The 22,173-nt window shown below is 53.0% G+C and carries 26 protein-coding genes; 8 read left to right on the forward strand and 18 right to left on the reverse strand.

Annotated elements, in window-relative coordinates; genetic code table 11:
- Nucleotides 1-127: 127 nt before the first annotated feature.
- The 8 genes from fusA to fkpA all read right to left on the reverse strand — a co-directional run bounded on the left by fusA (nucleotide 128) and on the right by fkpA (nucleotide 6,266).
- Nucleotides 128-2,224, reverse strand: coding sequence for an elongation factor G (fusA, locus tag EA58_RS15000; protein ID WP_036754545.1), 2,097 nt, complete (start codon nucleotides 2,222-2,224; stop codon nucleotides 128-130).
- An 87-nt stretch (nucleotides 2,225-2,311) separates the two neighbouring features.
- Nucleotides 2,312-2,782: a 30S ribosomal protein S7 gene (gene rpsG, locus EA58_RS15005; protein WP_036754546.1), complete on the reverse strand. Its 471-nt coding sequence runs from the start codon at nucleotides 2,780-2,782 to the stop codon at nucleotides 2,312-2,314.
- Between the two features lie 98 nt (nucleotides 2,783-2,880).
- Nucleotides 2,881-3,255 (reverse strand): 30S ribosomal protein S12, encoded by a 375-nt coding sequence (gene rpsL, locus EA58_RS15010; protein WP_004399892.1) that lies wholly within the window; start codon nucleotides 3,253-3,255, stop codon nucleotides 2,881-2,883.
- Nucleotides 3,256-3,433: 178 nt separating this feature from the next.
- A complete protein-coding gene (gene tusB, locus EA58_RS15015; protein WP_036754547.1) occupies nucleotides 3,434-3,724 on the reverse strand; it encodes a sulfurtransferase complex subunit TusB in 291 nt (96 codons plus the stop codon).
- Between the two features lie 26 nt (nucleotides 3,725-3,750).
- Nucleotides 3,751-4,104, reverse strand: coding sequence for a sulfurtransferase complex subunit TusC (gene tusC / locus EA58_RS15020; RefSeq protein WP_036754549.1), 354 nt, complete (start codon nucleotides 4,102-4,104; stop codon nucleotides 3,751-3,753).
- Between the two features lie 17 nt (nucleotides 4,105-4,121).
- Nucleotides 4,122-4,514, reverse strand: a complete 393-nt coding sequence (gene tusD / locus EA58_RS15025) for a sulfurtransferase complex subunit TusD (protein WP_036754552.1) — start codon at nucleotides 4,512-4,514, stop codon at nucleotides 4,122-4,124.
- Nucleotides 4,511-5,233 carry a helix-turn-helix transcriptional regulator gene (locus EA58_RS15030; RefSeq protein ID WP_036754798.1) on the reverse strand — a complete coding sequence of 241 codons (723 nt, stop codon included), beginning with the start codon at nucleotides 5,231-5,233 and terminating at the stop codon, nucleotides 4,511-4,513. The genes tusD and EA58_RS15030 overlap by 4 nt, the downstream gene beginning before the upstream one ends.
- A 214-nt stretch (nucleotides 5,234-5,447) precedes the next feature.
- On the reverse strand, nucleotides 5,448-6,266 hold the full coding sequence (gene fkpA, locus EA58_RS15035; RefSeq protein WP_036754554.1) for an FKBP-type peptidyl-prolyl cis-trans isomerase: 819 nt from the start codon (nucleotides 6,264-6,266) through the stop codon (nucleotides 5,448-5,450).
- A 181-nt stretch (nucleotides 6,267-6,447) separates the two neighbouring features.
- On the opposite strand from fkpA, the gene EA58_RS15040 reads away from it, so the two are divergent.
- Nucleotides 6,448-7,428 carry a WD40 repeat domain-containing protein gene (locus tag EA58_RS15040; RefSeq protein WP_036754800.1) on the forward strand — a complete coding sequence of 327 codons (981 nt, stop codon included), beginning with the start codon at nucleotides 6,448-6,450 and terminating at the stop codon, nucleotides 7,426-7,428.
- 16 nt (nucleotides 7,429-7,444) lie between these two features.
- Nucleotides 7,445-7,669: a SlyX family protein gene (locus tag EA58_RS15045; RefSeq protein WP_036754555.1), complete on the forward strand. Its 225-nt coding sequence runs from the start codon at nucleotides 7,445-7,447 to the stop codon at nucleotides 7,667-7,669.
- A gap of 55 nt (nucleotides 7,670-7,724) precedes the next feature.
- Here EA58_RS15045 and slyD read toward each other — a convergent pair whose 3' ends face one another.
- The 4 genes from slyD to kefG all read right to left on the reverse strand — a co-directional run bounded on the left by slyD (nucleotide 7,725) and on the right by kefG (nucleotide 10,948).
- The gene (slyD, locus tag EA58_RS15050) at nucleotides 7,725-8,240 is read right to left on the reverse strand and encodes a peptidylprolyl isomerase (RefSeq protein WP_036754801.1); all 516 of its coding nucleotides are present in this window, start codon (nucleotides 8,238-8,240) and stop codon (nucleotides 7,725-7,727) included.
- Between the two features lie 89 nt (nucleotides 8,241-8,329).
- Nucleotides 8,330-8,539: a YheV family putative zinc ribbon protein gene (locus EA58_RS15055; protein WP_036754556.1), complete on the reverse strand. Its 210-nt coding sequence runs from the start codon at nucleotides 8,537-8,539 to the stop codon at nucleotides 8,330-8,332.
- Nucleotides 8,540-8,583: 44 nt separating this feature from the next.
- On the reverse strand, nucleotides 8,584-10,389 hold the full coding sequence (kefB, locus tag EA58_RS15060) for a glutathione-regulated potassium-efflux system protein KefB (protein WP_036754557.1): 1,806 nt from the start codon (nucleotides 10,387-10,389) through the stop codon (nucleotides 8,584-8,586).
- Entirely contained in the window at nucleotides 10,379-10,948 is a 570-nt protein-coding gene (kefG, locus tag EA58_RS15065) for a glutathione-regulated potassium-efflux system ancillary protein KefG (RefSeq protein WP_036754558.1), read from the reverse strand. Before kefG ends, kefB begins: the two co-directional genes overlap by 11 nt.
- Nucleotides 10,949-11,185: 237 nt before the next feature.
- Here kefG and EA58_RS15070 point away from each other — a divergent pair, with 237 nt between their 5' ends.
- A complete protein-coding gene (locus EA58_RS15070; protein WP_036754561.1) occupies nucleotides 11,186-13,114 on the forward strand; it encodes an ABC transporter ATP-binding protein in 1,929 nt (642 codons plus the stop codon).
- Nucleotides 13,101-13,574, forward strand: a complete 474-nt coding sequence (locus EA58_RS15075) for a TIGR02444 family protein (RefSeq protein ID WP_051642135.1) — start codon at nucleotides 13,101-13,103, stop codon at nucleotides 13,572-13,574. Before EA58_RS15070 ends, EA58_RS15075 begins: the two co-directional genes overlap by 14 nt.
- A 34-nt stretch (nucleotides 13,575-13,608) precedes the next feature.
- Here the strand turns inward: EA58_RS15075 and EA58_RS15080 are convergent, their stop codons facing one another.
- Nucleotides 13,609-14,211, reverse strand: coding sequence for a LysE family translocator (locus EA58_RS15080; RefSeq protein ID WP_036754564.1), 603 nt, complete (start codon nucleotides 14,209-14,211; stop codon nucleotides 13,609-13,611).
- A 130-nt stretch (nucleotides 14,212-14,341) separates the two neighbouring features.
- On the opposite strand from EA58_RS15080, the gene EA58_RS15085 reads away from it, so the two are divergent.
- Nucleotides 14,342-15,742, forward strand: coding sequence for an aminotransferase-like domain-containing protein (locus EA58_RS15085; RefSeq protein WP_036754566.1), 1,401 nt, complete (start codon nucleotides 14,342-14,344; stop codon nucleotides 15,740-15,742).
- A 24-nt stretch (nucleotides 15,743-15,766) separates the two neighbouring features.
- Nucleotides 15,767-16,738: a hydrolase gene (locus EA58_RS15090; protein ID WP_036754572.1), complete on the forward strand. Its 972-nt coding sequence runs from the start codon at nucleotides 15,767-15,769 to the stop codon at nucleotides 16,736-16,738.
- A 59-nt stretch (nucleotides 16,739-16,797) separates the two neighbouring features.
- Here EA58_RS15090 and EA58_RS15095 read toward each other — a convergent pair whose 3' ends face one another.
- The 3 genes from EA58_RS15095 to EA58_RS15105 form a co-directional block, all read right to left on the reverse strand.
- Complete coding sequence (locus tag EA58_RS15095; RefSeq protein ID WP_036754574.1) at nucleotides 16,798-17,667, reverse strand: phosphoribulokinase; 870 nt, start codon at nucleotides 17,665-17,667, stop codon at nucleotides 16,798-16,800.
- 126 nt (nucleotides 17,668-17,793) lie between these two features.
- Nucleotides 17,794-18,015 (reverse strand): YheU family protein, encoded by a 222-nt coding sequence (locus EA58_RS15100; RefSeq protein WP_036754576.1) that lies wholly within the window; start codon nucleotides 18,013-18,015, stop codon nucleotides 17,794-17,796.
- Between the two features lie 36 nt (nucleotides 18,016-18,051).
- Nucleotides 18,052-18,456, reverse strand: a complete 405-nt coding sequence (locus EA58_RS15105) for an OsmC family protein (RefSeq protein WP_036754578.1) — start codon at nucleotides 18,454-18,456, stop codon at nucleotides 18,052-18,054.
- Between the two features lie 274 nt (nucleotides 18,457-18,730).
- On the opposite strand from EA58_RS15105, the gene crp reads away from it, so the two are divergent.
- On the forward strand, nucleotides 18,731-19,363 hold the full coding sequence (crp, locus tag EA58_RS15110) for a cAMP-activated global transcriptional regulator CRP (RefSeq protein WP_027250650.1): 633 nt from the start codon (nucleotides 18,731-18,733) through the stop codon (nucleotides 19,361-19,363).
- Nucleotides 19,364-19,555: 192 nt separating this feature from the next.
- Nucleotides 19,556-19,765 (forward strand): hypothetical protein, encoded by a 210-nt coding sequence (locus EA58_RS15115; protein ID WP_036754580.1) that lies wholly within the window; start codon nucleotides 19,556-19,558, stop codon nucleotides 19,763-19,765.
- Between the two features lie 106 nt (nucleotides 19,766-19,871).
- Here EA58_RS15115 and EA58_RS15120 read toward each other — a convergent pair whose 3' ends face one another.
- Both EA58_RS15120 and astD read right to left on the reverse strand, forming a co-directional pair.
- Nucleotides 19,872-20,666, reverse strand: coding sequence for a DUF1338 domain-containing protein (locus EA58_RS15120; RefSeq protein WP_036754581.1), 795 nt, complete (start codon nucleotides 20,664-20,666; stop codon nucleotides 19,872-19,874).
- Between the two features lie 36 nt (nucleotides 20,667-20,702).
- The gene (gene astD, locus EA58_RS15125; protein ID WP_036754582.1) at nucleotides 20,703-22,160 is read right to left on the reverse strand and encodes a succinylglutamate-semialdehyde dehydrogenase; all 1,458 of its coding nucleotides are present in this window, start codon (nucleotides 22,158-22,160) and stop codon (nucleotides 20,703-20,705) included.
- Nucleotides 22,161-22,173 lie beyond the last annotated feature (13 nt).

Consider the following 22,173-nt stretch of genomic DNA (forward strand, 5'->3'; position numbering starts at 1 on the left):
TTCAAATTTTTCTTTAGACACGATCGTGTTCCTTCCTAGTTGTGATTCGCCCCGCTGACTGAGCGGGACGCGTCAGAAGTTGTATTTTATGCGTCAACCGAAGCGGACGCAATATTTCTGCTCATGTTTAACCACGCTCAGCGACGATACCGTCGGCGATATTCTTCGGAACTTCAGCATATTCGCTGAACTCCATCGAATAGGATGCGCGGCCTTGCGTAGCAGAACGAAGATCCGTTGCGTAACCAAACATTTCAGAAAGTGGAACCTGGGCACGGATAATCTTCAGTCCAGCCGGACCTTCATCCATACCACCGATGATGCCACGACGACGGTTCAGGTCGCCCACAACATCACCCATCCAGTCTTCTGGGGTAGTTACTTCAACTTTCATCATAGGCTCAAGAATCACAGGTTGAGCATCAAGTGCACCCTTCCTGAACGCCATTGAACCGGCGATCTTAAACGCCATTTCGCTCGAGTCAACATCGTGGTATGAACCATCGAACAGCGTCGCTTTGACGTCCAGTACCGGATAACCGGCAAGCACACCATTTTTCATCTGCTCTTCGATACCTTTCGCCACTGCGCCGATATATTCTCTCGGAATAACACCGCCAACGACTTCGTCAACGAAGACAAAACCGGCATTCGGCTCAGAAGGTTCAATCTTCAGCCATACGTGACCGTACTGGCCGCGACCACCAGATTGACGTACGAACTTACCTTCCACTTCCGTCTTACCACGGATAGTTTCACGATAAGCAACCTGAGGTTTACCAACGTTACATTCAACGCTGAACTCACGTTTCATACGGTCAACGATGATATCCAGATGAAGCTCGCCCATCCCTGAAATCAGGGTCTGGCCAGATTCTTCATCTGTTTCCACCCGGAATGATGGGTCTTCTGCAGCCAGTTTACCCAGCGCAATACCCATTTTTTCCTGGTCAGCTTTCGACCTTGGTTCAACAGCAATCTGAATAACCGGCTCAGGGAATTCCATACGTTCCAGGATCACTTTATGATCTTGATCGCACAGGGTGTCACCCGTCGTCACATTTTTCAGACCGATTGCTGCCGCGATGTCGCCAGCTCGAACTTCTTTGACTTCTTCACGCTTATTCGAGTGCATCTGCACGATACGCCCGAAACGTTCACGCTTCTCTTTCACAGTGTTGTAGACGGTATCGCCTGAATTCACAACACCGGAGTAGACACGCATAAATGTCAGGGTGCCCACAAACGGGTCAGTCGCGATCTTAAATGCCAGCGCAGCGAACGGTTCTTCGTCACTGGAATGGCGGATCACTTCGTTCCCATCCATGTCTTCACCACGGATTGCTTTGACTTCCGTTGGTGACGGCAGGAATTCAACTACAGCATCCAGGACAGCCTGCACACCTTTGTTCTTGAATGCAGAACCACAGGTCGCCAGAACAATTTCATTGTTCAGCGTACGTTGGCGCAAACCGGCTTTAATGTCGTCTTCTGACAGATTCCCTTCTTCCAGGTACTTATCCATCAGTTCTTCAGACGCTTCAGCAGCCGCTTCTACCAGATTGGTATGCCATTCTTCGGCCAGTTCCTGCATGTCGGCTGGAATGTCTTCATAAGAGAAGCTCATGCCTTGATCGGCTTCATTCCAGTTGATCGCTTTCATTTTAATCAGGTCGATCACACCTTTAAATTCTTCTTCCGCACCAATATTCAGTTGAATCGGTACAGGATTTGCGCCAAGACGTTGTTTGATTTGATCAATCACGCGCAGGAAGTCTGCACCTGCACGGTCCATCTTGTTCACGAAGACCATACGGGGTACTTCGTATTTGTCAGCCTGACGCCATACGGTTTCAGACTGAGGTTCGACACCTGATGAACCACAGAAAACAACCACTGCACCATCAAGTACGCGCAGAGAACGCTCTACTTCGATCGTGAAATCAACGTGTCCTGGGGTGTCGATAATGTTGATGCGGTGCTCAGGGAACTGAGCATCCATACCACGCCAGAAGGTTGTAGTGGCAGCAGAGGTGATGGTGATCCCACGCTCCTGCTCCTGCTCCATCCAGTCCATGGTAGCGGCACCGTCGTGTACTTCACCAATTTTGTGGGAAAGACCTGTATAGAACAGGATACGCTCGGTCGTGGTTGTTTTCCCGGCGTCTACGTGAGCACAGATACCGATGTTACGGTAACGCTCGATAGGAGTTTTGCGAGCCACGATTGAATCCTCTTACTAAGGTTATCCTTAGAAAATGGTATGGGCGCAGCAGGCCAAGCCTGCTGCGCCCAGTCGCTAATAATGAAATTACCAGCGGTAGTGTGCGAACGCTTTGTTCGCTTCTGCCATACGGTGAACGTCTTCACGTTTCTTAACAGCAGAACCTTTGTTGTCGGATGCGTCCAGCATTTCAGCAGCCAGACGAGCAGCCATAGATTTTTCACCACGCTTACGCGCAGCTTCAACCAACCAACGCATAGCCAGAGCATTACGACGTACTGGACGTACTTCTACTGGCACCTGGTAAGTTGAACCACCTACACGGCGAGATTTAACTTCTACCGCTGGGCGAACGTTTTCAAGAGCTTTTTCAAAAATAGCCAGGTGCTCTTCACCAGAGCGCTCAGCCATAGTATCCAGTGCAGTGTAAACAATTTTCTCTGCAGTAGATTTCTTACCGTCAACCATCAGGATGTTGACGAATTTTGCCAGCAATTCAGATTTGAATTTAGGATCTGGAAGGATCTTACGCTGACCAATTACGCGACGACGTGGCATGGAAATTCTCCGTTGTCTTCTTCAGGTTTTATCCAAAACTTTTCAGTTTTTTCAAAATTACAGTTAATTTAGTGTTTGGCCTTACTTAACGGATTCCATTAAGACTTAGGACGCTTCACACCGTACTTAGAACGACCTTGTTTACGGTCGTTAACGCCTGCACAGTCAAGTGCACCACGAACAGTGTGGTAACGCACACCTGGAAGGTCTTTAACACGACCACCACGGATCAGAACAACACTGTGCTCTTGCAGGTTGTGGCCTTCACCGCCGATGTATGAAGTCACTTCAAAACCGTTGGTCAGACGTACACGACATACTTTACGCAGTGCGGAGTTAGGTTTTTTAGGAGTAGTAGTGTATACACGAGTACATACACCACGCTTTTGTGGACACGCTTCTAGCGCAGGCACGTTGCTTTTAACAACTTGCTTTGCACGTGGTTTGCGTACCAGCTGGTTAATAGTTGCCATTAAATAGCTCCTGATTATTTACTTTCGTAAAGGTGAAAAATCCGCCTCCCAACAACAGGAGGACGCGAAATTTTAGGCGTCGGACTATAAGGTGTCAAGATATATACAGCGATCACAGCAATGATCATTTCTTAATCACTGTTTTTGACCCCGCTGTTCTCTTTTCCAGCACCCGCCACTATGCCCATTTCATGCTGTTCGGATGGCTGACCGTCAGTTCAACAAATTGACTGTGATCGATCACTTCAACTTCAGTTGACACTCGCCCAGCCAGCCCCCGGGCCAGCAGATCTGCTTCCAGCACATAAACCGCAGCCCCCTGACTCAGCACCTGAGTGAGCTGTTCTGGAGACGCCGCAGCCACTGCCGCATCCTGTAGCAACAGAACTTCGTCTCCCGGCAGAAGCTGTTCTGCACATTGCTGTAAAGCACGATTTTGAAAAGGAGAGGAAAAGACCATATGTAGCATAAATCGCCCCATCGGCAGATTGCGGGTTAATAACTCAGTAATTTCTGACAGCGATGCAGTCTGTGCCGTAATTCATCTCCGGCCAGGACTTCAGCCTCAATCAGCAAATCATCGGCCGACAGCCCACGTTTTGCCAGCGACTCGCCACACACCCAAATGTCTTCAATGTCATATAAAGACAGCATCTTGAAAGCGACACTGTATTCACGGCTCAGAACTCTGTCGCCCTGTTGCCCTTTCAATATTTGCCAAACGCCATCACCGATAAAGAATAACTGAATATCTTCACTGTAAGCGGAAGTGGCCAGCACAGCATCCAGTCCTTCCCGACCACTGTTACAGCCATGAGGAACAGAACGAAAAACGAACCCAATCGACATAAGAATTTCCGAATGAATTAAAACTGAATGACACGATCGGCACTCAGCAGCACCTCCGCCAGACCGCCCAAACCGGCCTGTTCAAAGCCATCAGCCAAATTACTGCCGGGCAAGCTGTTTTGGCTGGCTTCCAGTTCACTGACGACGCCCCTGCGCAGGGCCGCCGCGACACAGGTTTGTAATTCTACCCCGCTTTCACGGCCAAGTTGCTGCCAGGCAGCCAGCAGATCAAATTCGTCTGAAGCTGGTGCGACCAGCGCTGAACCGTTGTGAACGCCTTCCTGATAGAAAAAGACTCGCTGCAACTGATGGCCGGCAGCGATGACCGCCTGGGCAAACTGCAATGCGCTTCGGGCGTTCTGCGTCCCATAGGCCGGCCCCTCAACCACCAGCGCAAAAGTCAGACTCATTTTTCGCCATCCTCAGTCTTCCGCTGGCGGATATAGAGATACACGGTATGTTTGGAAATATTCAGGCGATCAGCCACCCGGTTAATCGCATCTTTGATATCGAAAATGCCTTTATCGTACAGCTCCATTACGATCTGGCGGTTTTTCGCATTGTTCGAAACATTCTTGTCTGCATTGATTTCTTCAATCGTACGTTCAACCGTCTGATCCACCAGCTCATCAACATCACTGGCAAAGTTCACACTGGATGCAGCCTGCTTCGCTTCATCGGTCGGCATGAAAGATTGCAGGATCTGAGAGAAAGGGGCATCCAGATTCACGTTGATACACAGCAGACCAATGATGTTGTCATCAGCGTTGCGGATGGCAATGGTGATGGACTTCATCAATGCCCCACCTTTGGCTCGTGTAAAATAGGCGCGGGAAAAATTCCGCTCAGACCCTTCAATGTCTCGCAGCATCCGCAGCGCCAGATCAGTGATCGGTGAGCCCACCTTACGGCCCGTATTTTCACCATTGGCAATTTTGATCGCCGAGGTATTCAGGTCCGCCAACGAGTGCAGCACAATTTCACAGAACGGACCAATCAGTGCAGCCAGGCCATCCACGACCGCTTCATAGGAACGTAAAATGACAAAGTCATGTTCAGTAAACGTGCGGGTTTCAATGAAGTCACTTTCCACCATGACTTCAGTGCCAAAGTTATCTGTTGATACCACTTTCCTGTCTTCCTTGCTCATTCCCGCTTCCCGGATTTACAGGCAATCCTGCATTTCAACGAAACGGGGAAAAATTCAATTCTTGCTTGCAAGTTTATCAGAATATGAATAGAGGTCTTCACAAAATGAAAACTGGAACGCACAAAACTGCTGCCCAATAAATAAAAAGCCCGGCACTGACATGGCCGGGCTTAGAGGATAAATCGTCGGAAACTTAGTGGCTATGGCCGTCTTCAGCAGCTTCCTCGCCCGGCTTCACCTTCTCGATATCCAGCAGTTCGACTTCAAACACCAGTGTTGAGTTCGCAGGAATACTTGGGTTCGCCTGAGAACCATAAGCCAGCTCTGGCGGAATCACAAACTTGAACTTAGAGCCCACAGGCATCAGTTGAACACCTTCGGTCCAGCCTGGAATCACCTGATTCAACGGGAAAGTGACCGGTTGTTTACGCTTGTATGAGCTATCAAACTCAGTTCCGTCAACCAGAGTTCCTTTATAATGAACCTTCACTTTGTCGGTCTCTTTCGGCTTATCGCCCTGACCTTCAGTTTCTACGATATACAGCAGACCCGACTCAGTTTTCTTCACGCCTTCCTGTTTTTCGAATTCAGCACGGAAGTCGTCGCCTGCTTTCGCATTCTCTTCGGCTTCTACCTTAGCTTTCGACATCATCATATCAGAAACACGTTTGTCCAGTTCCTGCAACGCTTGCTGGGTCTCTTCCTGACTCAGACGGCTATTGCCGTCGAACACATCACTGACACCCGCCAGCACGTCTTCTTTTTTCAGCTCCAGACCCAGCTCTTTTTGCTGTTCCAGGTTTGCAGACAAGTACTGTGCCAGGGAAGCACCGATCGCGTAGGCTGCTTTCTGATCTTCAGATTCAAACGCTTTCGTCGCTTCTGCCGCAGTCTGCTCAACCTGAGCAGCTGGCTCTGCTGTTTCTGCAGGTGCCGAGGTTTTCTCATCCTGACAACCTACCGCCAGCAGAATGGTTGCTGCCAGTACAGACATTTTCAGAACTGGTTTCATCTCTCTCTCCATTTATCCAGAGGCTAAGCTCTTAACTTTAGGCATAGTTTTTCATAACTGTGTTAAAACCATGCCATATCAATATACTAATACCAACTTTTTTCTTGCCGTTGGTGATAACACCCGGTTTTCAACGGGATTGATGCCAGGCAAAAGCAGCCGAAACACGGAAAGTCAGCACATGCGTCACATTTTTTTAGCAGTCATTTTCATTCTGACCCTGATCAGCGTATCAGGTTGCGATATCTCAGGTCCCGAGCGTCAGCGCTGGAATCTGGCGCCGAATGGCGCGACCACGTTCAGTCTGAGCAGGGATGGCCGCTTTGCCTTATTTTATTCAGCCCAACAAGGTATCGTGCTCTGGGATCTTCAGCAAAACAAAAAGTTAGCGAATTTAGGTTCTCAAGATCCACATCACACTACCGTGACAAATAGCGATATATCTGACAATCACCGCTATGCGATCACCGCGACAGCACAAAATTTTGCGATCTGGGATCTAGCCTGGGGACAGGCTCAGGGATTATGGTCGATATCCGACAGCATGATCCGGGATGCAACGATCGCCAATGACGGTAAACAGGTACTGCTGGCCCTCTCAAACGGCAAGGCACTCTACGTCGACTTGGGCAACGGAAGACGACTGGAGTTCCTCGCCCACCGGGAAAAAGTCAATTCAGTGGCCATTTCACCGAACGGACACTATGCCCTCTCCGGCGGTGATGACAAATCTGCATTTCTGTGGGATACCCAAAGCGGCCAGATTCTCTATCAGTTTGAACACCCAATGCGGGTCAATCAGGTCAGCCTGCACCGAGATGGTCAACTGGCAATGACCGCCGACAGCGGCAACGATACTTTTATCTGGGATCTGACAAACGGGCACAAACAAGCCGCGTTGAACATTCGTCTGAGACAGCAGAATTTTTCCAGTGCGCGATTTTCAGATGACGGTTTACAGCTGGTCACGGGCACACCCTCCCGCAGAGTCGAACTCTGGAGCACCGTGACAGGAGAACGACAGGGTTATTGGCAAGCAGCCACGCAAGAAAATGAGCGTCCGGGGTCAGCGGTAGTGTATGATGTGGCCATTACGCCACAAGGTGATGTCCGCTCAGGCAGCTCAGCCGGCATTGCTCAGGATTGGCACCGTCCCGAATGACCGATGACCATCAACCATGACAGACATAGAAAAAAAGCTACAGGCTCAAATTGATGAGCTGGAAATGAAACAGGCTTTTCAGGAACAAACCATTGAAGAACTCAATGACGCCCTGACGCAACAGCAGTTTCTGATCGAAAAAATGCAGGTCCAGATGCGCTATCTGGTGGGGAAAGTGAAGTCTGGTCAGGTTTCCAATATCGCCAGTGAAAGCGAAGAAACACCACCGCCGCACTATTGATTGCAATCGTGAATACAAAAACGGGAAGCTGAGCTTCCCGTTTTGACATCATGACTTAGTGGTCATGTCCGCAACAACCACCTTCATGATCGTGGTCGTGGTCGTGAGCCTGATGAATATGGCCGTGGGCAATTTCTTCTTCAGTCGCTGCACGGGTCGCAACAACTTCCACATCAAACGTCAGCGTCTGACCGGCCAGCATGTGGTTACCATCAACCACCACTTCGTCGCCGTCAACTTCAGTCACTTCAACCGGGATTGGACCCTGATCGGTGTCTGCCAGGAAACGCATGCCAACAGTGATTTCATCCACACCCTGGAATACTTCAGCCGGAACACGCTGAACCATTTCTGCATGGTGCTCGCCATATGCTTCTTCCGGCGCTACAGTCACTTCGAACTTATCGCCAACTGCACGACCTTCCAGTGCTTTTTCCAGACCGATGATCAGGTTGTTATGGCCATGCAGGTAATCCAGCGGCGCATCTGTCGTTGACTGATCAACCACAATACCGTCTTCGGTTTTCACTTGGTAAGCCAGGCTTACTACGGTGTCTTTAGCGACTTTCATGTTTACTCCGAATTTGAGCAGGGATTTAACCTGTAATCATACCGGATCTGCCCTGCCAGACGCCAACCCTGATCGAAATCAGCCGCAATTTATTCAGGCTTAAAAATGCCAATCACCTGTTCCTGTGCCGTTCCGGCCACATGTTTACTGTCTTCTACAGATTTTGGCAAACGGGTATCTGTATGGTGGCAGGCCACACATTCCACCTTCTCCACCTCATTTTCAAGCCACCAGCGTAAGGTATCCTGCTGCTGACATGCCGGACATACGGCGCCGGCGATAAATCGTTTCTTCGTCATGGTTCCCTTCCTTACAGCCTGGGATAGTCTCAAATCTCGGTCGGTCAGTCCCAACCGTTATGCCGCTCACGCTCACCACGCATCTCGCGGTCAAAAATCTCTTCCAGCTCTTTGCGGGCTTCTTTTGCCCTGGTTGCCAGATGCACATCTTCTGAATGCTGCGGCAGCAGATCCCGCAAGGCAGTGGTATCCAGCTTACGGAAATGCGCCTCAGCCCGTTTGGCCTTATAAGGATGCATCCCCAGAGCCACCAGCGCCTGACGACCTAAATCCAACGCACCGGCAAAGGTTTCCCGGGAAAACATCTCAACACCGTGACTGAGCAACTGATGTGCTTCGACCCGACTGCGTGCACGAGCCAGAATTTTCAGACGCGGGAAGTGCTGCTGGCAAATCGCGACCACCTGCATCACTTCCTCCGGACTATCAGTACAGATAATAATCGCTTCCGCTTTCTCAGCGCCGGCGGCACGCAGCAGATCAAGCTGACTGGCATCGCCATAATACACCTTATAGCCAAACTTGCGCAGAAACTGGATCTGACCCGGATCCCGTTCCAGAATCGTCACCCGGATTTTATTGGCGAACAGCAAGCGTCCTACGACCTGTCCGAAACGGCCGAATCCTGTGATGATCACTCTGGGTTCCCGATCTATGACATCCGATTCAAGTTCATCTCCTGCCTCAGCCTGAAACGTCCGGATGAACCATTTCTCCTGTAAACGCAACACCAGTGGCGTCGTCATCATCGACAGACTCACCACCACCAACAAGAAGCCGATCAGCTCCGCATTGAGCAACCCTTCACTGCGCGCGGCCGTAAAGAGAACAAAAGCAAACTCGCCGCCCTGACTGAGGATGGCTGCCATCTGACTGCGCGACTTCGCCTGAATGCCAAACAATCGCGCCAGCAGATACAACAACAACCCTTTGACCACCACCAGCCCCACAACCGCAGCCAGGATCTGCAACGGGTATTCCAGCAACAGCCCCAGATTGACAGCCATACCAACCGAGATGAAAAACAAACCGAGCAGCAGCCCCTTGAACGGCTCAATGGCAATCTCAAGTTCGTGTCGATACTCACTTTCCGCCAGCAGCACCCCGGCCAGAAAAGTGCCCAGCGCCATCGACAGGCCCAGTTTTTCCATCCCCAGCGCAATACCAATCACCAGCAGCAACGCGGTCACGGTAAACAGCTCTCTGACGCCGGACATCACCACCCAGCGAAACAGCGGCCGTAACAGAAAGTGGCCGCCGACCAACAGCACAGCAATCCCCGCCACCATAGCGCCCAGATCCAGCCAGCTGCCACCTTCACTTCCGGCCAGCAACGGCAGAAAAGCCAGCATGGGGATCACAGCAATATCCTGAAACAGCAGCACGGCAAAGCCAGACTGGCCGGTATCTGAACGACCAATGCCCTGCTCTTCGATCACACGCATGGCAATCGCCGTAGAAGACAGCGCCAGTCCCATACCAATCACCAGCGCGACCCGCCAATCCAGATCCCCCATGAACTGTCCGCACAACAGCACCACAGAAGCAATGACCAGACTGGTCAGCACCACCTGACTGCCCCCCAGTCCCAGAATCGGCTGCCGCATCTGCCACAGTTTTCCCGGGTTCAGCTCCAGACCAATCAGAAACAGCAACAAAACCACACCAAACTCTGAAAAGTGCAGGACTGCCTCGACATCACTGATAAGCCCCAGCCCCCAGGGGCCGATGCCGATTCCGGCGAGCAGATACCCGAGCACAGACCCCAACCCAAGCCGCTGAGCCACAGGAACCGCAACCACAGCTGCCGCCAGAAACACCACACTGCTGGTTAATACATCAGACGCCATCGCTTCCTCCCTGAGTTGCTTCAGCCAGAGGGGACATCAACCATGCCCGGTAATGCTGAGCATGCTCACGACGCTCCGCATCGGGAATCCGTCGCGCCCAGTGCAACACCAGAGGCGGGAGCCATTGCATCTGACACAGCTCTGCCGTCAGCTCAAAGGGTTTGAGGATCTCTGCCACACTGCTGCGGTTATAACCATCAGGGGTGTAAGCCTCAGCCGCCCCACCCGTGGTAATCACCGAACGCCAGTATTTGCCTTTGGTTGCTGTCCCTTCGCCGTGGGCAAAGCCTTTACTGAGCACCACATCAATCCACTCCTTTAATAAAGCGGGGCAGGAATACATATACAAGGGGTGCTGAAATACCAGAATATCGTGCTGCGCCAGCAACGCCCGTTCGCTGGCGACATCAATAAAAAAGTCTGGGTACTTCCCGTAGAGGTCGTGAAAGGTCACATGAGGCAGATTTGCCACAGCAGACAGCATGGCCTTGTTGGCCACAGAAGCATCCGGATCCGGATGTGCGTAAATAAGAAGAATCCTTGGTGGGGCTTGTTCCATAGGCCTTTTCCTCATTTCCCTGAGTCACCGTATGAGCCGGACTGACCAGACTCACCAAAACATCATACCGAATTCTGCCTCAGGATGGATCGCTTTATTCCTGAGATTTCAATGGCAAAAATATGAACCCTTCCCCGCTCTCCCTTGCGCCTGTTCGCAGTTGAACGCAGATTGGTATAGACTCCCGCACCAGTCACCTATTTGTTGTGGAGCGGCAACAGCCGGTAGTAACAGGCAATGATCACTTTTTCTGATATTCAATTGCTTCGGGGCGGCAACGTCCTGCTGGATCAAGCAACAGCAACCATTCATCCGGGCGATAAAGTCGGCCTGGTGGGCAAGAATGGCTGCGGTAAATCCACCCTGTTTGCCCTGATCAAAGGCGAGCTGAGTGTGGATGCCGGTCAGCACTCTGTCCCGTCGCACTGGGAACTGGCTTGGGTGGCGCAGGAAACCCCGGCGCTGGAGCGATCAGCACTGGAATATGTCATCGACGGCGACCGTGAATACCGTCAGTTGGAGCAGGCTCTGCAAGCGGCCGAGCTGGCCGATGATGGCAACAAGGTTGCACTGCTGCACGACAAGCTGGACGCCATTGGTGGCTACAGCATCAATGCCCGTGCCGCCGAACTGCTGGATGGTCTGGGTTTCTCACAAGAACAGATGCGCTGGAACCTGACCCGGTTCTCCGGGGGATGGCGGATGCGCCTCAACCTGGCTCAGGCCCTGCTGTGCCGCTCTGATTTACTCTTGCTCGACGAACCGACCAACCACCTGGATTTGGATGCGGTTCTGTGGCTGGAAAAATGGCTCCAGAACTACCGGGGGACACTGGTCCTGATTTCCCATGACCGCGATTTCCTCGACCCCGTGGTCGGACGCATTATTCATGTCGAAAGTCAGCGTCTGAATGAATACACAGGCAACTACTCGTCGTTTGAGAACCAACGGGCCGAAAAGCTGATCCTGCAACAGTCGATGTACCAGAAGCAACAGAAGCAGATGGCACACATGCAATCCTATATCGACCGCTTCCGATATAAAGCAAGCAAAGCCCGTCAGGCCCAGAGTCGAATCAAAGCGCTGGAACGGATGGAAAAAGTGCTGCCGGCCCAGTTTGATAACCCGTTCAGTTTTGAATTCCGCGAACCGGACAGTCTGCCAAACCCGATCATCATGATGGATCAGGTGGCCGCCGGTTACGGAGACACCCAGATTCTCGATAAAATTCGTCTCAATCTGGTGCCGGGCAGCCGGATTGGCCTGCTGGGACGCAACGGTGCGGGTAAGTCGACTCTGATTAAACTGCTGTCTGGAGAACTCTCCCCTCAGGCTGGTGATCTGACTTATTCGCAAGGGGTGAAAATTGGCTACTTTGCCCAGCATCAGCTGGAAACCCTGCGACTGGACGAAACCCCGCTCCAGCACATGAACCGACTGGCTCCTGAGGCCACCGAACAACAGCTGCGCGACTACCTCGGCAGCTTCGGTTTCAAAGGGGATAAAGCACTGGATATCGTCGGGCCGTTTTCCGGCGGCGAGAAAGCCCGTCTGGTCCTGGCGCTGATCGTCTGGCAGCGTCCGAACCTGCTGCTACTCGACGAACCAACCAACCACCTGGATCTCGACATGCGTCAGGCGCTGACGCTGGCCCTTCAGTCTTTTGAAGGGGCAATGGTCATTGTCAGCCACGACCGCTATCTGCTGCGGGTCACCACGGACGACTTATATCTGGTGCACGACCGTCAGGTCGTACCGTTCGACGGTGACCTCAACGATTACCACAAGTGGCTGACCGAGCAACAACGCAACGAGCGCAGAGAACAGCAGGCTGCCAAACCGGAATCGGCCAGCAAAGACAACAGCGCCGCCTCCCGTAAGGAGCAGAAACGTCTGGAAGCCGAGTTCCGCAAGCAGACCGCCCCGCTGCGGAAACAAATCGAGAAGCTGGATACGCAGATGGAAAAACTGAGTCAAACCCTGGCTCGGGCGGAAGCTGAACTTTCCGATGGCAGTATCTACGAAGCAGAGAATAAGGCGCGTCTGAATCAGGCACTACAAGCGCAGAGTCAGGCCAAAAGCGATCTGGAAACCGTCGAAATGGACTGGATGGAGCTGCAGGAGCAGCTCGAAAGCATGGAGCAGGAATTCAATGTCAGCAACTGAGCATCCCCGGGAAAAAAACTTTCAGGCCGATTTATTCTGGCGCTTTTGTCTCCAGCACTATAGCTCAGGAGGCGTGAGTCAGGCATGCCTGCAGCTTCAGGACGAATTCAAAGGCAACGTCAACCTGGCGCTATTACTGCACTGGCTCGATACCCAGCATTACGCCCTGTCGGCAACCGAAATCAGCCAGCTGGAGCAAGCGTTAGCCGCGACCGAGACACAACTGACGGCTTATCGTCAGTTACGTCGTACGCTGAAACCCCAACTGGACTCAGCCGGCTATCAGCAAATGATTGACTTTGAACTGATGCTGGAGCAGAACCAGCAGCAGGATTTAATCCAATGCCTCAACCATCTGGCAGAGCAGCCCAGAGCCGCCCTGCCCCCACCGGCCAATAATCTGGGCCAGTACTGTCAGCGGCTGCAGGCAGACAGCCTGACAACACAGATTCAGGGCTGAAACATCGTCGGCCAAGGTAAGGCAGATACCTGCCTTACCAAATCATCACCACGCAGCCAGCTGTCAGAGTCCCCATCGTCAGATTAAAGCGCTGCCTTGCCTGAGGCTGATTCAGCCAGCGGCCAATCAGCGTCCCGAATCCGGCCCAGAGCGACACGCAGGGAAACCCGACAACATAGAAAACCATCGCCACAGCCAGTGCCGAAGACCAGTAAGCCTCCCCTGTTGACGTAAACGTGCTGATTGCCGTGACCGACATCATCCACGCCTTCGGGTTCACGTACTGAAACAAGGCCGCTGCGATAAAAGACATCGGCCGGGCATCCTTGTCATCCAGCTGAACTTTGCCGCCTGACGTGGCAATCTTCCAGGCCAAATACAACAGGTATGCGCTCCCCAGCCAGCGCAGTACCTCATGCAGCACCGGATACCGGACAAAGATCACGCCGAGCCCCGCGGCCACCAGCAGAATCATGCTGACCAGACCAAAACCAATCCCAAGGATATGCGGCACCGTCCGCCAGTAGCCAAAATTCGCCCCTGAAGCCGTGACCATCATGTTGTTCGGACCCGGTGTTCCTGTCATCGTCGCAGCAAACGCCATCAAGGAAATCAAAAATTGCCATTCAATATGCATGTGTCACTCCATCGTCATTATTTTTATTGTATCGATACAATTTAATATTGAGCTTGCATTTCAACCGAAAATAAGGTCAAAATTCAGCCTAGCAAGGGGATAAATTGGAATCAAAGGATTTATTGTCACCATGACAATTGAGGCAATTCAGCAAGCCTTTCTACGGCAGAGCGAAGACGGACGTCCGATTTACCGGCGGCTGGCCGAGGCCATCGCACAACAAATCGAGTCCGGACAGCTGGCCGCAAGTAGCAAACTGCCAACTCACCGGGCGCTGGCCGATCGTCTCGGCGTCACCGTCGGCACCATTACCCGGGCCTATGCGGAAACCGAACGACGGGGCCTGGTGGAAGCCAGAGTCGGCGCCGGAACTTACGTCTGCGCGCACAACCGCCCGGGCTGGGTGTTCAGCTATCCGAATCAGACGCCGGACGAATGTAATTTCGGTTACAACATTCCGCCGGCCATCGACAGAGCCCCCATACTGGCCAGCGCCATACAGACGCTGAGCCAGCATCCGGATCTACTCAATCACCTGATGCTCTACCAGGATCCGCAGGGCCTGACGGCACACCGGGAGGCCATCAGCCGCTGGCTGAGGACACATGGCGTCCAGCTCGATCCCGCCCGGATGCATTTCACCTCCGGGGCCCAGCATGCGATTCAGCTCGTTCTGTCTGTTTTTTGCAGAAGCGGCGATACCTTGCTGACCGAACAGGTGGCTTATCCCGGCTTTCTCGGACTGGCCCGTCAGATGCAGATGACTATCAAAGGCGTAGAGATGGATGCGGAAGGCCTGCTCCCGGACAGTCTGGAGACGGCCTGCCGTCAGTACCAGCCCCGGATGCTGTACTGTACCCCCACCCTGCAAAACCCGACAGCAGCCACCATGAGCCGGGAACGGCGTGAAGCCATTCTGGCAATCTGCCGCCGTCATCAGGTGCTGATCATTGAAGATGATGTCAACGGCCTGTTACCGGCCAAGACACCGCCGCCTCTGGTCAATCTCGACAGTGAGCAGGTGATCCACTTCGGCAGCCTGTCCAAATGTCTGGCGCCCGGCCTGCGGCTTGGCTACATCCAGGTACCGGTCAAACATCAGAACAGGCTGAACACTGCGCTGCACCATCACTGCCTGATGATCAGTCCGCTGCTCAGCGCGCTTGTCTGCGAATTGATCCATCAGGGCGATGCCGATCGTGTCTTACAGCAGATCCGGGAAGACATGCAGCTGCGCGCGAAACGGCTCGAAAATTATCTGGGACAGTATCAGGTGCAGTATCAGTCACCGGGCTTCCACGCCTGGCTGGCCTTGCCGGATCACTGGCGCCTGAGCGACTTCGTTGCTGCCGCCGAAGCCCGGGGTGTGGTGGTCAAATCGGCTGAACTGTTTACGCCGCCGGGCAGCACCATTTATCAGGCGGTACGTCTGGCCATCAGTGCACCGCACAGCCATGATAAACTTGAACAGGGACTGGCAATTCTTGCTGAGCTGCTGGCTCAGGCGCCTTACCCGGATTTTCCGCTCTGACGGTCAGAACAGCTGGAGAACACGATGAAACACTTTCAGCCGGCAACCGGCCTGCGCAATGCGCACCTGCAAACGATTCTGCCACGTCTGATCCGTCGTCAGGCCCTGTTCGAGCCACTGACTGAAAGGATTCAGACCCCGGATGATGATTTTCTCGACCTGGTCTGGACCGCTCCGCCAGAGCAGCACCCGGCACACATGCCAATCATGATTCTGTTTCACGGACTGGAGGGCAGTTTTCAAAGCCCCTATGCGCACAGTCTGTTGTTTGCAGCCAGACAACAGGGCTGGCTGGGGGTCATGATGCATTTTCGCGGGTGCAGCGGTGAGATAAACCGGCAAGCCCGGAGCTATCACTCCGGCGAAACCAGTGACGCCCGATTCTTCATCCGCCAGTTGCGCGAACGTTTTCCGCATCATCCCTTACTGGCCGTCGGGGTTTCGCTGGGGGGAAATATGCTGGTGAACTATCTGGCTGAAACCGGCACAGCATCCGGACTGACTGCAGCGCAGATCATTTCACCGCCACTGGACCTGTCTGCCTGCTCCTCCCGGATTGAACAGGGCTTCTCCCGGGTCTACCAGCGCTACCTGCTCGGCTCGATGAAAAAGAATATGCTGAAAAAGATGGCCGCATTGCCTGAACTACTACCGTTTCAGGCAGAGCAAATCAACGGTATCGCTTCACTACGCCAGTTTGATGATACCGTCACCGCGCCCCTGCATGGCTTTTCAGATGCTGCCGATTACTACCAGCGCTGCAGCGGTTTAGGGAAGCTGGCACAGGTACAGACGCCCCTGCGGGTCATTCATGCCGCCGACGATCCCTTCATGACCGAGGCGGTGATCCCCACCCAGCCTTTGCCGTCCCACATTGACTATCACCTGACCCGATACGGGGGTCATGTCGGTTTTATCAGCGGCAGCTGGCGCGAGCCACAATTCTGGCTGGATCACACCGTACCCGCCTGGTTTCGCAAGAAACTGGAAGGCTGAGCGTAAAAAAGAAAACGCCTGGCATTTCTGCGCAGGCGTTGTTTTTTATCGCCGTCTGATTAACCGATTTTCCCGGTGTCAATCAGTTGCTGAATCAGCGGTCGCATGATCAGCTCCATCGCAAAACTCATCTTCCCGCCCGGCACCACCAGGGTATTATGGCGGGACATGAAGGAGCCCTGGATCATCGCCAGCAGATAAGGGAAGTCGACATTCTTAATCCCGCGAAAACGGATCACCACAAAACTTTCGTCCAGACTGGGAATCGCTTTGGCACTGACCGGGTTGGAAGTATCCACGGTCGGCACCCGCTGGAAATTAATATGGGTGCGGGAAAATTGTGGGGTAATGTAATTCAGGTAATCATCCATTGAACGGACAATCGACTCCATCACCGCTTCTCTGGAGTGGCCGCGATCGCGGGTATCGCGCACAATTTTCTGAATCCATTCAAGGTTCACGATCGGAACCATGCCGATCAGCAGATCAACATGCTGAGCCACATTCACATCGCCGTCGACGACGCCACCGTGCAGCCCTTCATAAAACAACAAATCCGTATTTTCCGGCAAATCCTGCCAGGGTGTAAAGGTGCCCGGCATCTGGTTATAAGGCACCGCTTCATCGAAGGTGTGCAAATAACGGCGATACTTTCCGCTGCCATCCTCACCGTACTGACGGAAAAAGTTTTCCAGCAGCGCAAAGTCATTGGCCTGGGGGCCAAAATAACTGATGTGACGCCCCTGCTCCTTGGCTTTACGGATCTCCACATCCATTTCCGGACGGGTAAAACGGTGGAAACTGTCCCCTTCCAGCCAGGCCGCATGGATATTCAGCATATTAAACATCTTGCGGAAGGCTTCCGAAGTGGTGGATGTTCCTGCTCCGGAGGAACCTGTTACTGCAATGATTGGGTGTTTTGCAGACATGACATACCTTGTCGTTTATCCAAACGGAATCAGTTATTAACAGGGCAAATGGATGCAGTCAAGCACCCGACCACATCCATCGGCGCCAGCTTCCGTTTTCTGCTGCCACCCATGAGTATGGCAGCTTTATTCTGTGCGAAGCGAACGACGCAGTTTGATATCCACCGTTTCGTGCAATTCGGAATACATAATCACGGCTTCTCCCGCCGCGAGTTGCTGGCGCACCTTGTCCACTTTCTGCGCCAGGCTCAGCTCTTGCTCACCATAGTCGGTGCCCTCGCGCAGCACAAAGTGTTCAATCAGACTCGTCAGCGTTTCAGGGTCAATGTCTTGCCAGGGAATCATCATACTACTTATTACCTGATATCCGAGTTGACCTGAGGCTTATGCCGCAACGATTTGGTAAGAGTGCGTCAGTGCCACACCTTTGCCCAGCATCAGGCACACAGAGCAGTACTGCTCCAGTGAGTCACTGACGGCTTTAGCCACCAGCGCTTCATCAAGGCCATGGCCGGTCACCACAAAATGCAGATTGGCTGACGTAAAATAACGCGGTGCCTGCTCACGACGGACAGAATCAATCTGCGCTTCACAGGCAGTGATCGCCTGACCGGCACTTTTCAGCGCGTCGACCACGTCCACCGAGCTACAACCGCCAGCCGCCATCAGCACCAATTCCATCGGACTGGGCGCCATACTGCCGCCATTGCCGTCCATAACGACACTGTGGCCAGAGTTTGACTGACCAATAAAAGTCAAACCTTCGACCCATTTCACACGTGATTGCATGCGTTACTCCTTACTACTGAAACCCGGATTGATCGACTAAGTCACAACGGTGTGATCATGTGCACAGTAAAGTGTCCAAAATGTTCATTTATCCCCGCGCAATATCAAGCAATGCGTGACGAAAAAAGTTAAACTCTTGGTCTGAATGTTCACATGCGCTTGCAGCCCAGCCGTTGACTGAATATGCTAGTTGGCAAACAATAGTATTGTTCTACCCAACCCCAATGCAAGGAATGACGTTGTTGGGCAACACACTGCAGAGGAAGTTAGTAATATGGTTCCAGGTAAACCGCAAACAGATCCAACTTTGGAGTGGTTCCTTTCTCACTGCCACATTCATAAGTACCCGTCAAAGAGTACACTGATCCATGCTGGCGAGAAAGCAGAGACTCTCTACTACATTGTCAAAGGTTCCGTCGCTGTTCTGATCAAGGATGAAGAAGGCAAGGAAATGATCCTGTCTTACCTCAACCAGGGCGACTTCATCGGTGAACTGGGCCTGTTTGAAGAAGGCCAGGAGCGTACTGCCTGGGTTCGTGCGAAAACACCATGTGAAGTGGCTGAGATTTCCTTCAAGAAATTCCGTCAGCTGATCCAGGTTAACCCGGATATCCTGATGCGTCTGTCCGCGCAGATGGCACGCCGTCTGCAAGTCACTAGCCAGAAAGTTGGCGACCTGGCTTTCCTGGACGTGACTGGCCGCATTGCTCAGACACTGCTGAACCTGGCAAAACAGCCAGATGCCATGACTCACCCAGACGGCATGCAGATCAAAATTACCCGTCAGGAAATTGGTCAGATTGTTGGCTGTTCCCGTGAAACCGTTGGCCGCATTCTGAAGATGCTGGAAGAGCAGAACCTGATTTCTGCCCACGGTAAAACTATCGTTGTCTACGGGACGCGCTGATCACTCTCCCGGTGGTGCAGCCAATGTGAGTACAAAAAGCCGCAGATGCGGCTTTTTTTATTTCTGTGCCCCATCTTGAATGTCACAGCGATTGCTTGCATCAGCTTTCTCTAGGCATATCACATTTTCTCAGTTGCCTTCCTTGGCTCCATTGCTACATTTGGCATATCAGTACGCAATGGATGTGCAGAGATGGATATCGAACGTTTTGCCCCGAATGCCCAGCACAATCAGCTTCCTCCTCGACCTGTTGTGACCAAAGGACGCTTCCTGTCCGCCTCGGTTGAAATGACCGGCTTTCAGTCTCCCCGCCAACTTCTGGAGCAAGAAGCCTACCTGTGCTTATCAGGCACTTCCAGAGAAGCAGATGACTGGATGCAACCGCTGGACCAGCAGCACTGACACACCTCTCACACCACGAGCCATGTCATACCCATACCGGCACCTCAGATAAAAAAACAGCGACCCAGAGGCCGCTGTTTGTCTGATGTGGCAGGTGAATCCTGACTCACATATTCGTACTTTCGAAGATCTTGTCCGCCGAAGCAGCCACAAAACCCGGGTACAGTTCCCCGTTCTCCTGTAGATACCGCTTGGCAAACTCATAGAAACCGCCTGGAATCGAACGGATACCATCGGTAAACCGGACGTCCACCCGATCAGCCATCGTCGACGACTGCTCCAGCAGCACTTCCGGACTGCCTTTCACTTCACCGCCTGCTTCATTGATGGTGAAGCCGTTATGGCGCAGCAGGCTGTTCACCTCTGTCACTTCCGTAAACTGCTCCAGTTGGTTCACGCTCACGGTAAAGTGGTTCGCACCATAGCCATGGGCAGCCACCCAACCCGCGTACTCACTTTCCTCAGCCAACTGCTCATAGGTCGCGTAATCGAGATCCCATAAACGGCCACCATAAAGAAAAGCACCATCTTTCATTGCACCTTCAGGGATCTGCTTCACCAGCTCACGCACAGTGTTTTGCAGCGCCGCCGAACACTGTCCCACCAGCAGCTCACTGATGAAGACTTTCGGAGCAGCCGGGTTTGGATGCTCAAAGTGCTCCGCATACAGCTTCTTCTGCTCGAAGTGGTAGGTTCCGCAAGGCTTGTAACCAATCGCAATGAATGGTGCCGCCAGCACATCCAGGCTCACGCCCGGTAAATTGAATGTACGCAGGGCAATGTGATCATTCAGCAGAGGCTCTTCCTCTGTCAGCAGATCATGCACCTGAGCAGCCGAAGGGCACAGACGGTTTGTATAGTCCTGCCACAGGGCATCAAACAGTTTTTCCACTCTTTCCATGTTGCGGTTCCCTCGTCAATACGGGTTAAGCAATAGTTACAGTTGGATCCCCGGAGACAGCTGAGCAGGCAGTTCTGTTGCCTCTCCTTCCATGGATGCCATTGGATACGCACAGTAATCCGCTGCGTAGTAAGCGCTTGGGCGCAAGTTACCCGACGCACCCGGACCACCGAACGGTGCATCACCGCTGGCACCCGTCAGCTGACGGTTGCGGTTTACAACACCGGCGCGAATATGATCGATAAAGTACTGCCACTCGCTGTCGTCGGTCGAAACCAAACCGGCAGACAGGCCATAACGGGTGTTATTTGCCATCTCAACCGCCTGAGGCAGTGCCTGATAACGTGCCACCTGTAACAGCGGGCCAAAGTATTCTTCGTCTGGCAATTCGGCAATCTTACTCACTTCGACGATGCCCGGGGTCACGATTGCACCCTGACCACGTTCAGCTTTCAGCAGTGCTTCACCGCCCAGACTCAACAGACGTTCCTGCGCAGCAATGATGTTGTCGGCTGCGGCAACAGAGATTTGCGGCCCCATAAACGGTTGTGGCTCAGCAAACGGACCATCAACCTGAATCGCCTTCGTCGCTTCAACCAATTCCGCAATCAACGCATCCCCTTCAGCCCCTTCCGGGACATACAGGCGACGGGCACAGGTACAACGCTGACCGGCACTGATAAATGCCGACTGGATGATGGTGTAAACCGTCGATTTCAGATCGCCGTAAGCTTTAGAGATCACCATCGGGTTGTTTCCGCCCATTTCCAGTGCCAGCATCTTGCCAGGCTGACCGGCAAACTGGCGGTGCAGGATATGACCGGTATTCGCACTGCCGGTGAACAGCAGACCGTCAATACCAGCGGATTGCGCCAGCGCTTCACCCGTGGCACGTGCGCCCTGAACCAGGTTAATCACACCCGCAGGCAGACCGGCCTGTTCCCACAGTTTGATGGTTTCTTCCGCCACTTTCGGCGTCAGATCCGACGGCTTGAAGACTACAGTGTTCCCGGCCAGCAGCGCAGGGACAATGTGACCGTTCGGCAGGTGGCCCGGGAAGTTATACGGACCAAAGACCGCCATAACGCCCAACGGACGGTGACGCAGTACAGCTTTGGTACCCGCCACATCTTTTTCACGCTCGCCGGTCCGCTCGTTATACGCACGGATAGAAATGGCAATCTTGCCCACCATGGCACCAGCTTCAGTACGGGTTTCCCACAGTGGCTTCCCGGTTTCTTCGGCGATCGTGCGGGCAATATGTTCACTGTTATCTTTGATCAGGGCAGCAAAACGCTCAACAATGGCCTGACGCTCAGCCAGGCTGGTTTTCCGCCAGCTGATCAGTGCCTCACGGGCGCTGGCAACAGCCTGCTCAACCTGCTCGGCGGTTGCGCTCTTGCCTTCCCAGATCACTTCACCACTGAATGGGTTCAGCGACTGCATCGCATCACCCTGACCGGCTTGCCAGTTACCTGCAATCCATTGTGTCATCTTGTATTCCACC

It is taken from the genome of Photobacterium galatheae (assembly GCF_000695255.1).
Classification (GTDB): domain Bacteria; phylum Pseudomonadota; class Gammaproteobacteria; order Enterobacterales; family Vibrionaceae; genus Photobacterium; species Photobacterium galatheae.

Coding starts and splice junctions, on each gene's coding strand:
- rpsG (WP_036754546.1), bottom strand. CDS start 2,782: ATGCCACGTCGTCGCGTAATTGGTCAGCGTAAGATCCTTCCAGATCCT.
- rpsL (WP_004399892.1), bottom strand. CDS start 3,255: ATGGCAACTATTAACCAGCTGGTACGCAAACCACGTGCAAAGCAAGTT.
- tusB (WP_036754547.1), bottom strand. CDS start 3,724: ATGCTACATATGGTCTTTTCCTCTCCTTTTCAAAATCGTGCTTTACAG.
- tusC (WP_036754549.1), bottom strand. CDS start 4,104: ATGTCGATTGGGTTCGTTTTTCGTTCTGTTCCTCATGGCTGTAACAGT.
- tusD (WP_036754552.1), bottom strand. CDS start 4,514: ATGAGTCTGACTTTTGCGCTGGTGGTTGAGGGGCCGGCCTATGGGACG.
- fkpA (WP_036754554.1), bottom strand. CDS start 6,266: ATGAAACCAGTTCTGAAAATGTCTGTACTGGCAGCAACCATTCTGCTG.
- EA58_RS15040 (WP_036754800.1), top strand. CDS start 6,448: ATGCGTCACATTTTTTTAGCAGTCATTTTCATTCTGACCCTGATCAGC.
- EA58_RS15045 (WP_036754555.1), top strand. CDS start 7,445: ATGACAGACATAGAAAAAAAGCTACAGGCTCAAATTGATGAGCTGGAA.
- slyD (WP_036754801.1), bottom strand. CDS start 8,240: ATGAAAGTCGCTAAAGACACCGTAGTAAGCCTGGCTTACCAAGTGAAA.
- EA58_RS15055 (WP_036754556.1), bottom strand. CDS start 8,539: ATGACGAAGAAACGATTTATCGCCGGCGCCGTATGTCCGGCATGTCAG.
- kefB (WP_036754557.1), bottom strand. CDS start 10,389: ATGGCGTCTGATGTATTAACCAGCAGTGTGGTGTTTCTGGCGGCAGCT.
- kefG (WP_036754558.1), bottom strand. CDS start 10,948: ATGGAACAAGCCCCACCAAGGATTCTTCTTATTTACGCACATCCGGAT.
- EA58_RS15070 (WP_036754561.1), top strand. CDS start 11,186: ATGATCACTTTTTCTGATATTCAATTGCTTCGGGGCGGCAACGTCCTG.
- EA58_RS15075 (WP_051642135.1), top strand. CDS start 13,101: ATGTCAGCAACTGAGCATCCCCGGGAAAAAAACTTTCAGGCCGATTTA.
- EA58_RS15080 (WP_036754564.1), bottom strand. CDS start 14,211: ATGCATATTGAATGGCAATTTTTGATTTCCTTGATGGCGTTTGCTGCG.
- EA58_RS15085 (WP_036754566.1), top strand. CDS start 14,342: ATGACAATTGAGGCAATTCAGCAAGCCTTTCTACGGCAGAGCGAAGAC.
- EA58_RS15090 (WP_036754572.1), top strand. CDS start 15,767: ATGAAACACTTTCAGCCGGCAACCGGCCTGCGCAATGCGCACCTGCAA.
- EA58_RS15095 (WP_036754574.1), bottom strand. CDS start 17,667: ATGTCTGCAAAACACCCAATCATTGCAGTAACAGGTTCCTCCGGAGCA.
- EA58_RS15100 (WP_036754576.1), bottom strand. CDS start 18,015: ATGATGATTCCCTGGCAAGACATTGACCCTGAAACGCTGACGAGTCTG.
- EA58_RS15105 (WP_036754578.1), bottom strand. CDS start 18,456: ATGCAATCACGTGTGAAATGGGTCGAAGGTTTGACTTTTATTGGTCAG.
- crp (WP_027250650.1), top strand. CDS start 18,731: ATGGTTCCAGGTAAACCGCAAACAGATCCAACTTTGGAGTGGTTCCTT.
- EA58_RS15115 (WP_036754580.1), top strand. CDS start 19,556: ATGGATATCGAACGTTTTGCCCCGAATGCCCAGCACAATCAGCTTCCT.
- EA58_RS15120 (WP_036754581.1), bottom strand. CDS start 20,666: ATGGAAAGAGTGGAAAAACTGTTTGATGCCCTGTGGCAGGACTATACA.
- astD (WP_036754582.1), bottom strand. CDS start 22,160: ATGACACAATGGATTGCAGGTAACTGGCAAGCCGGTCAGGGTGATGCG.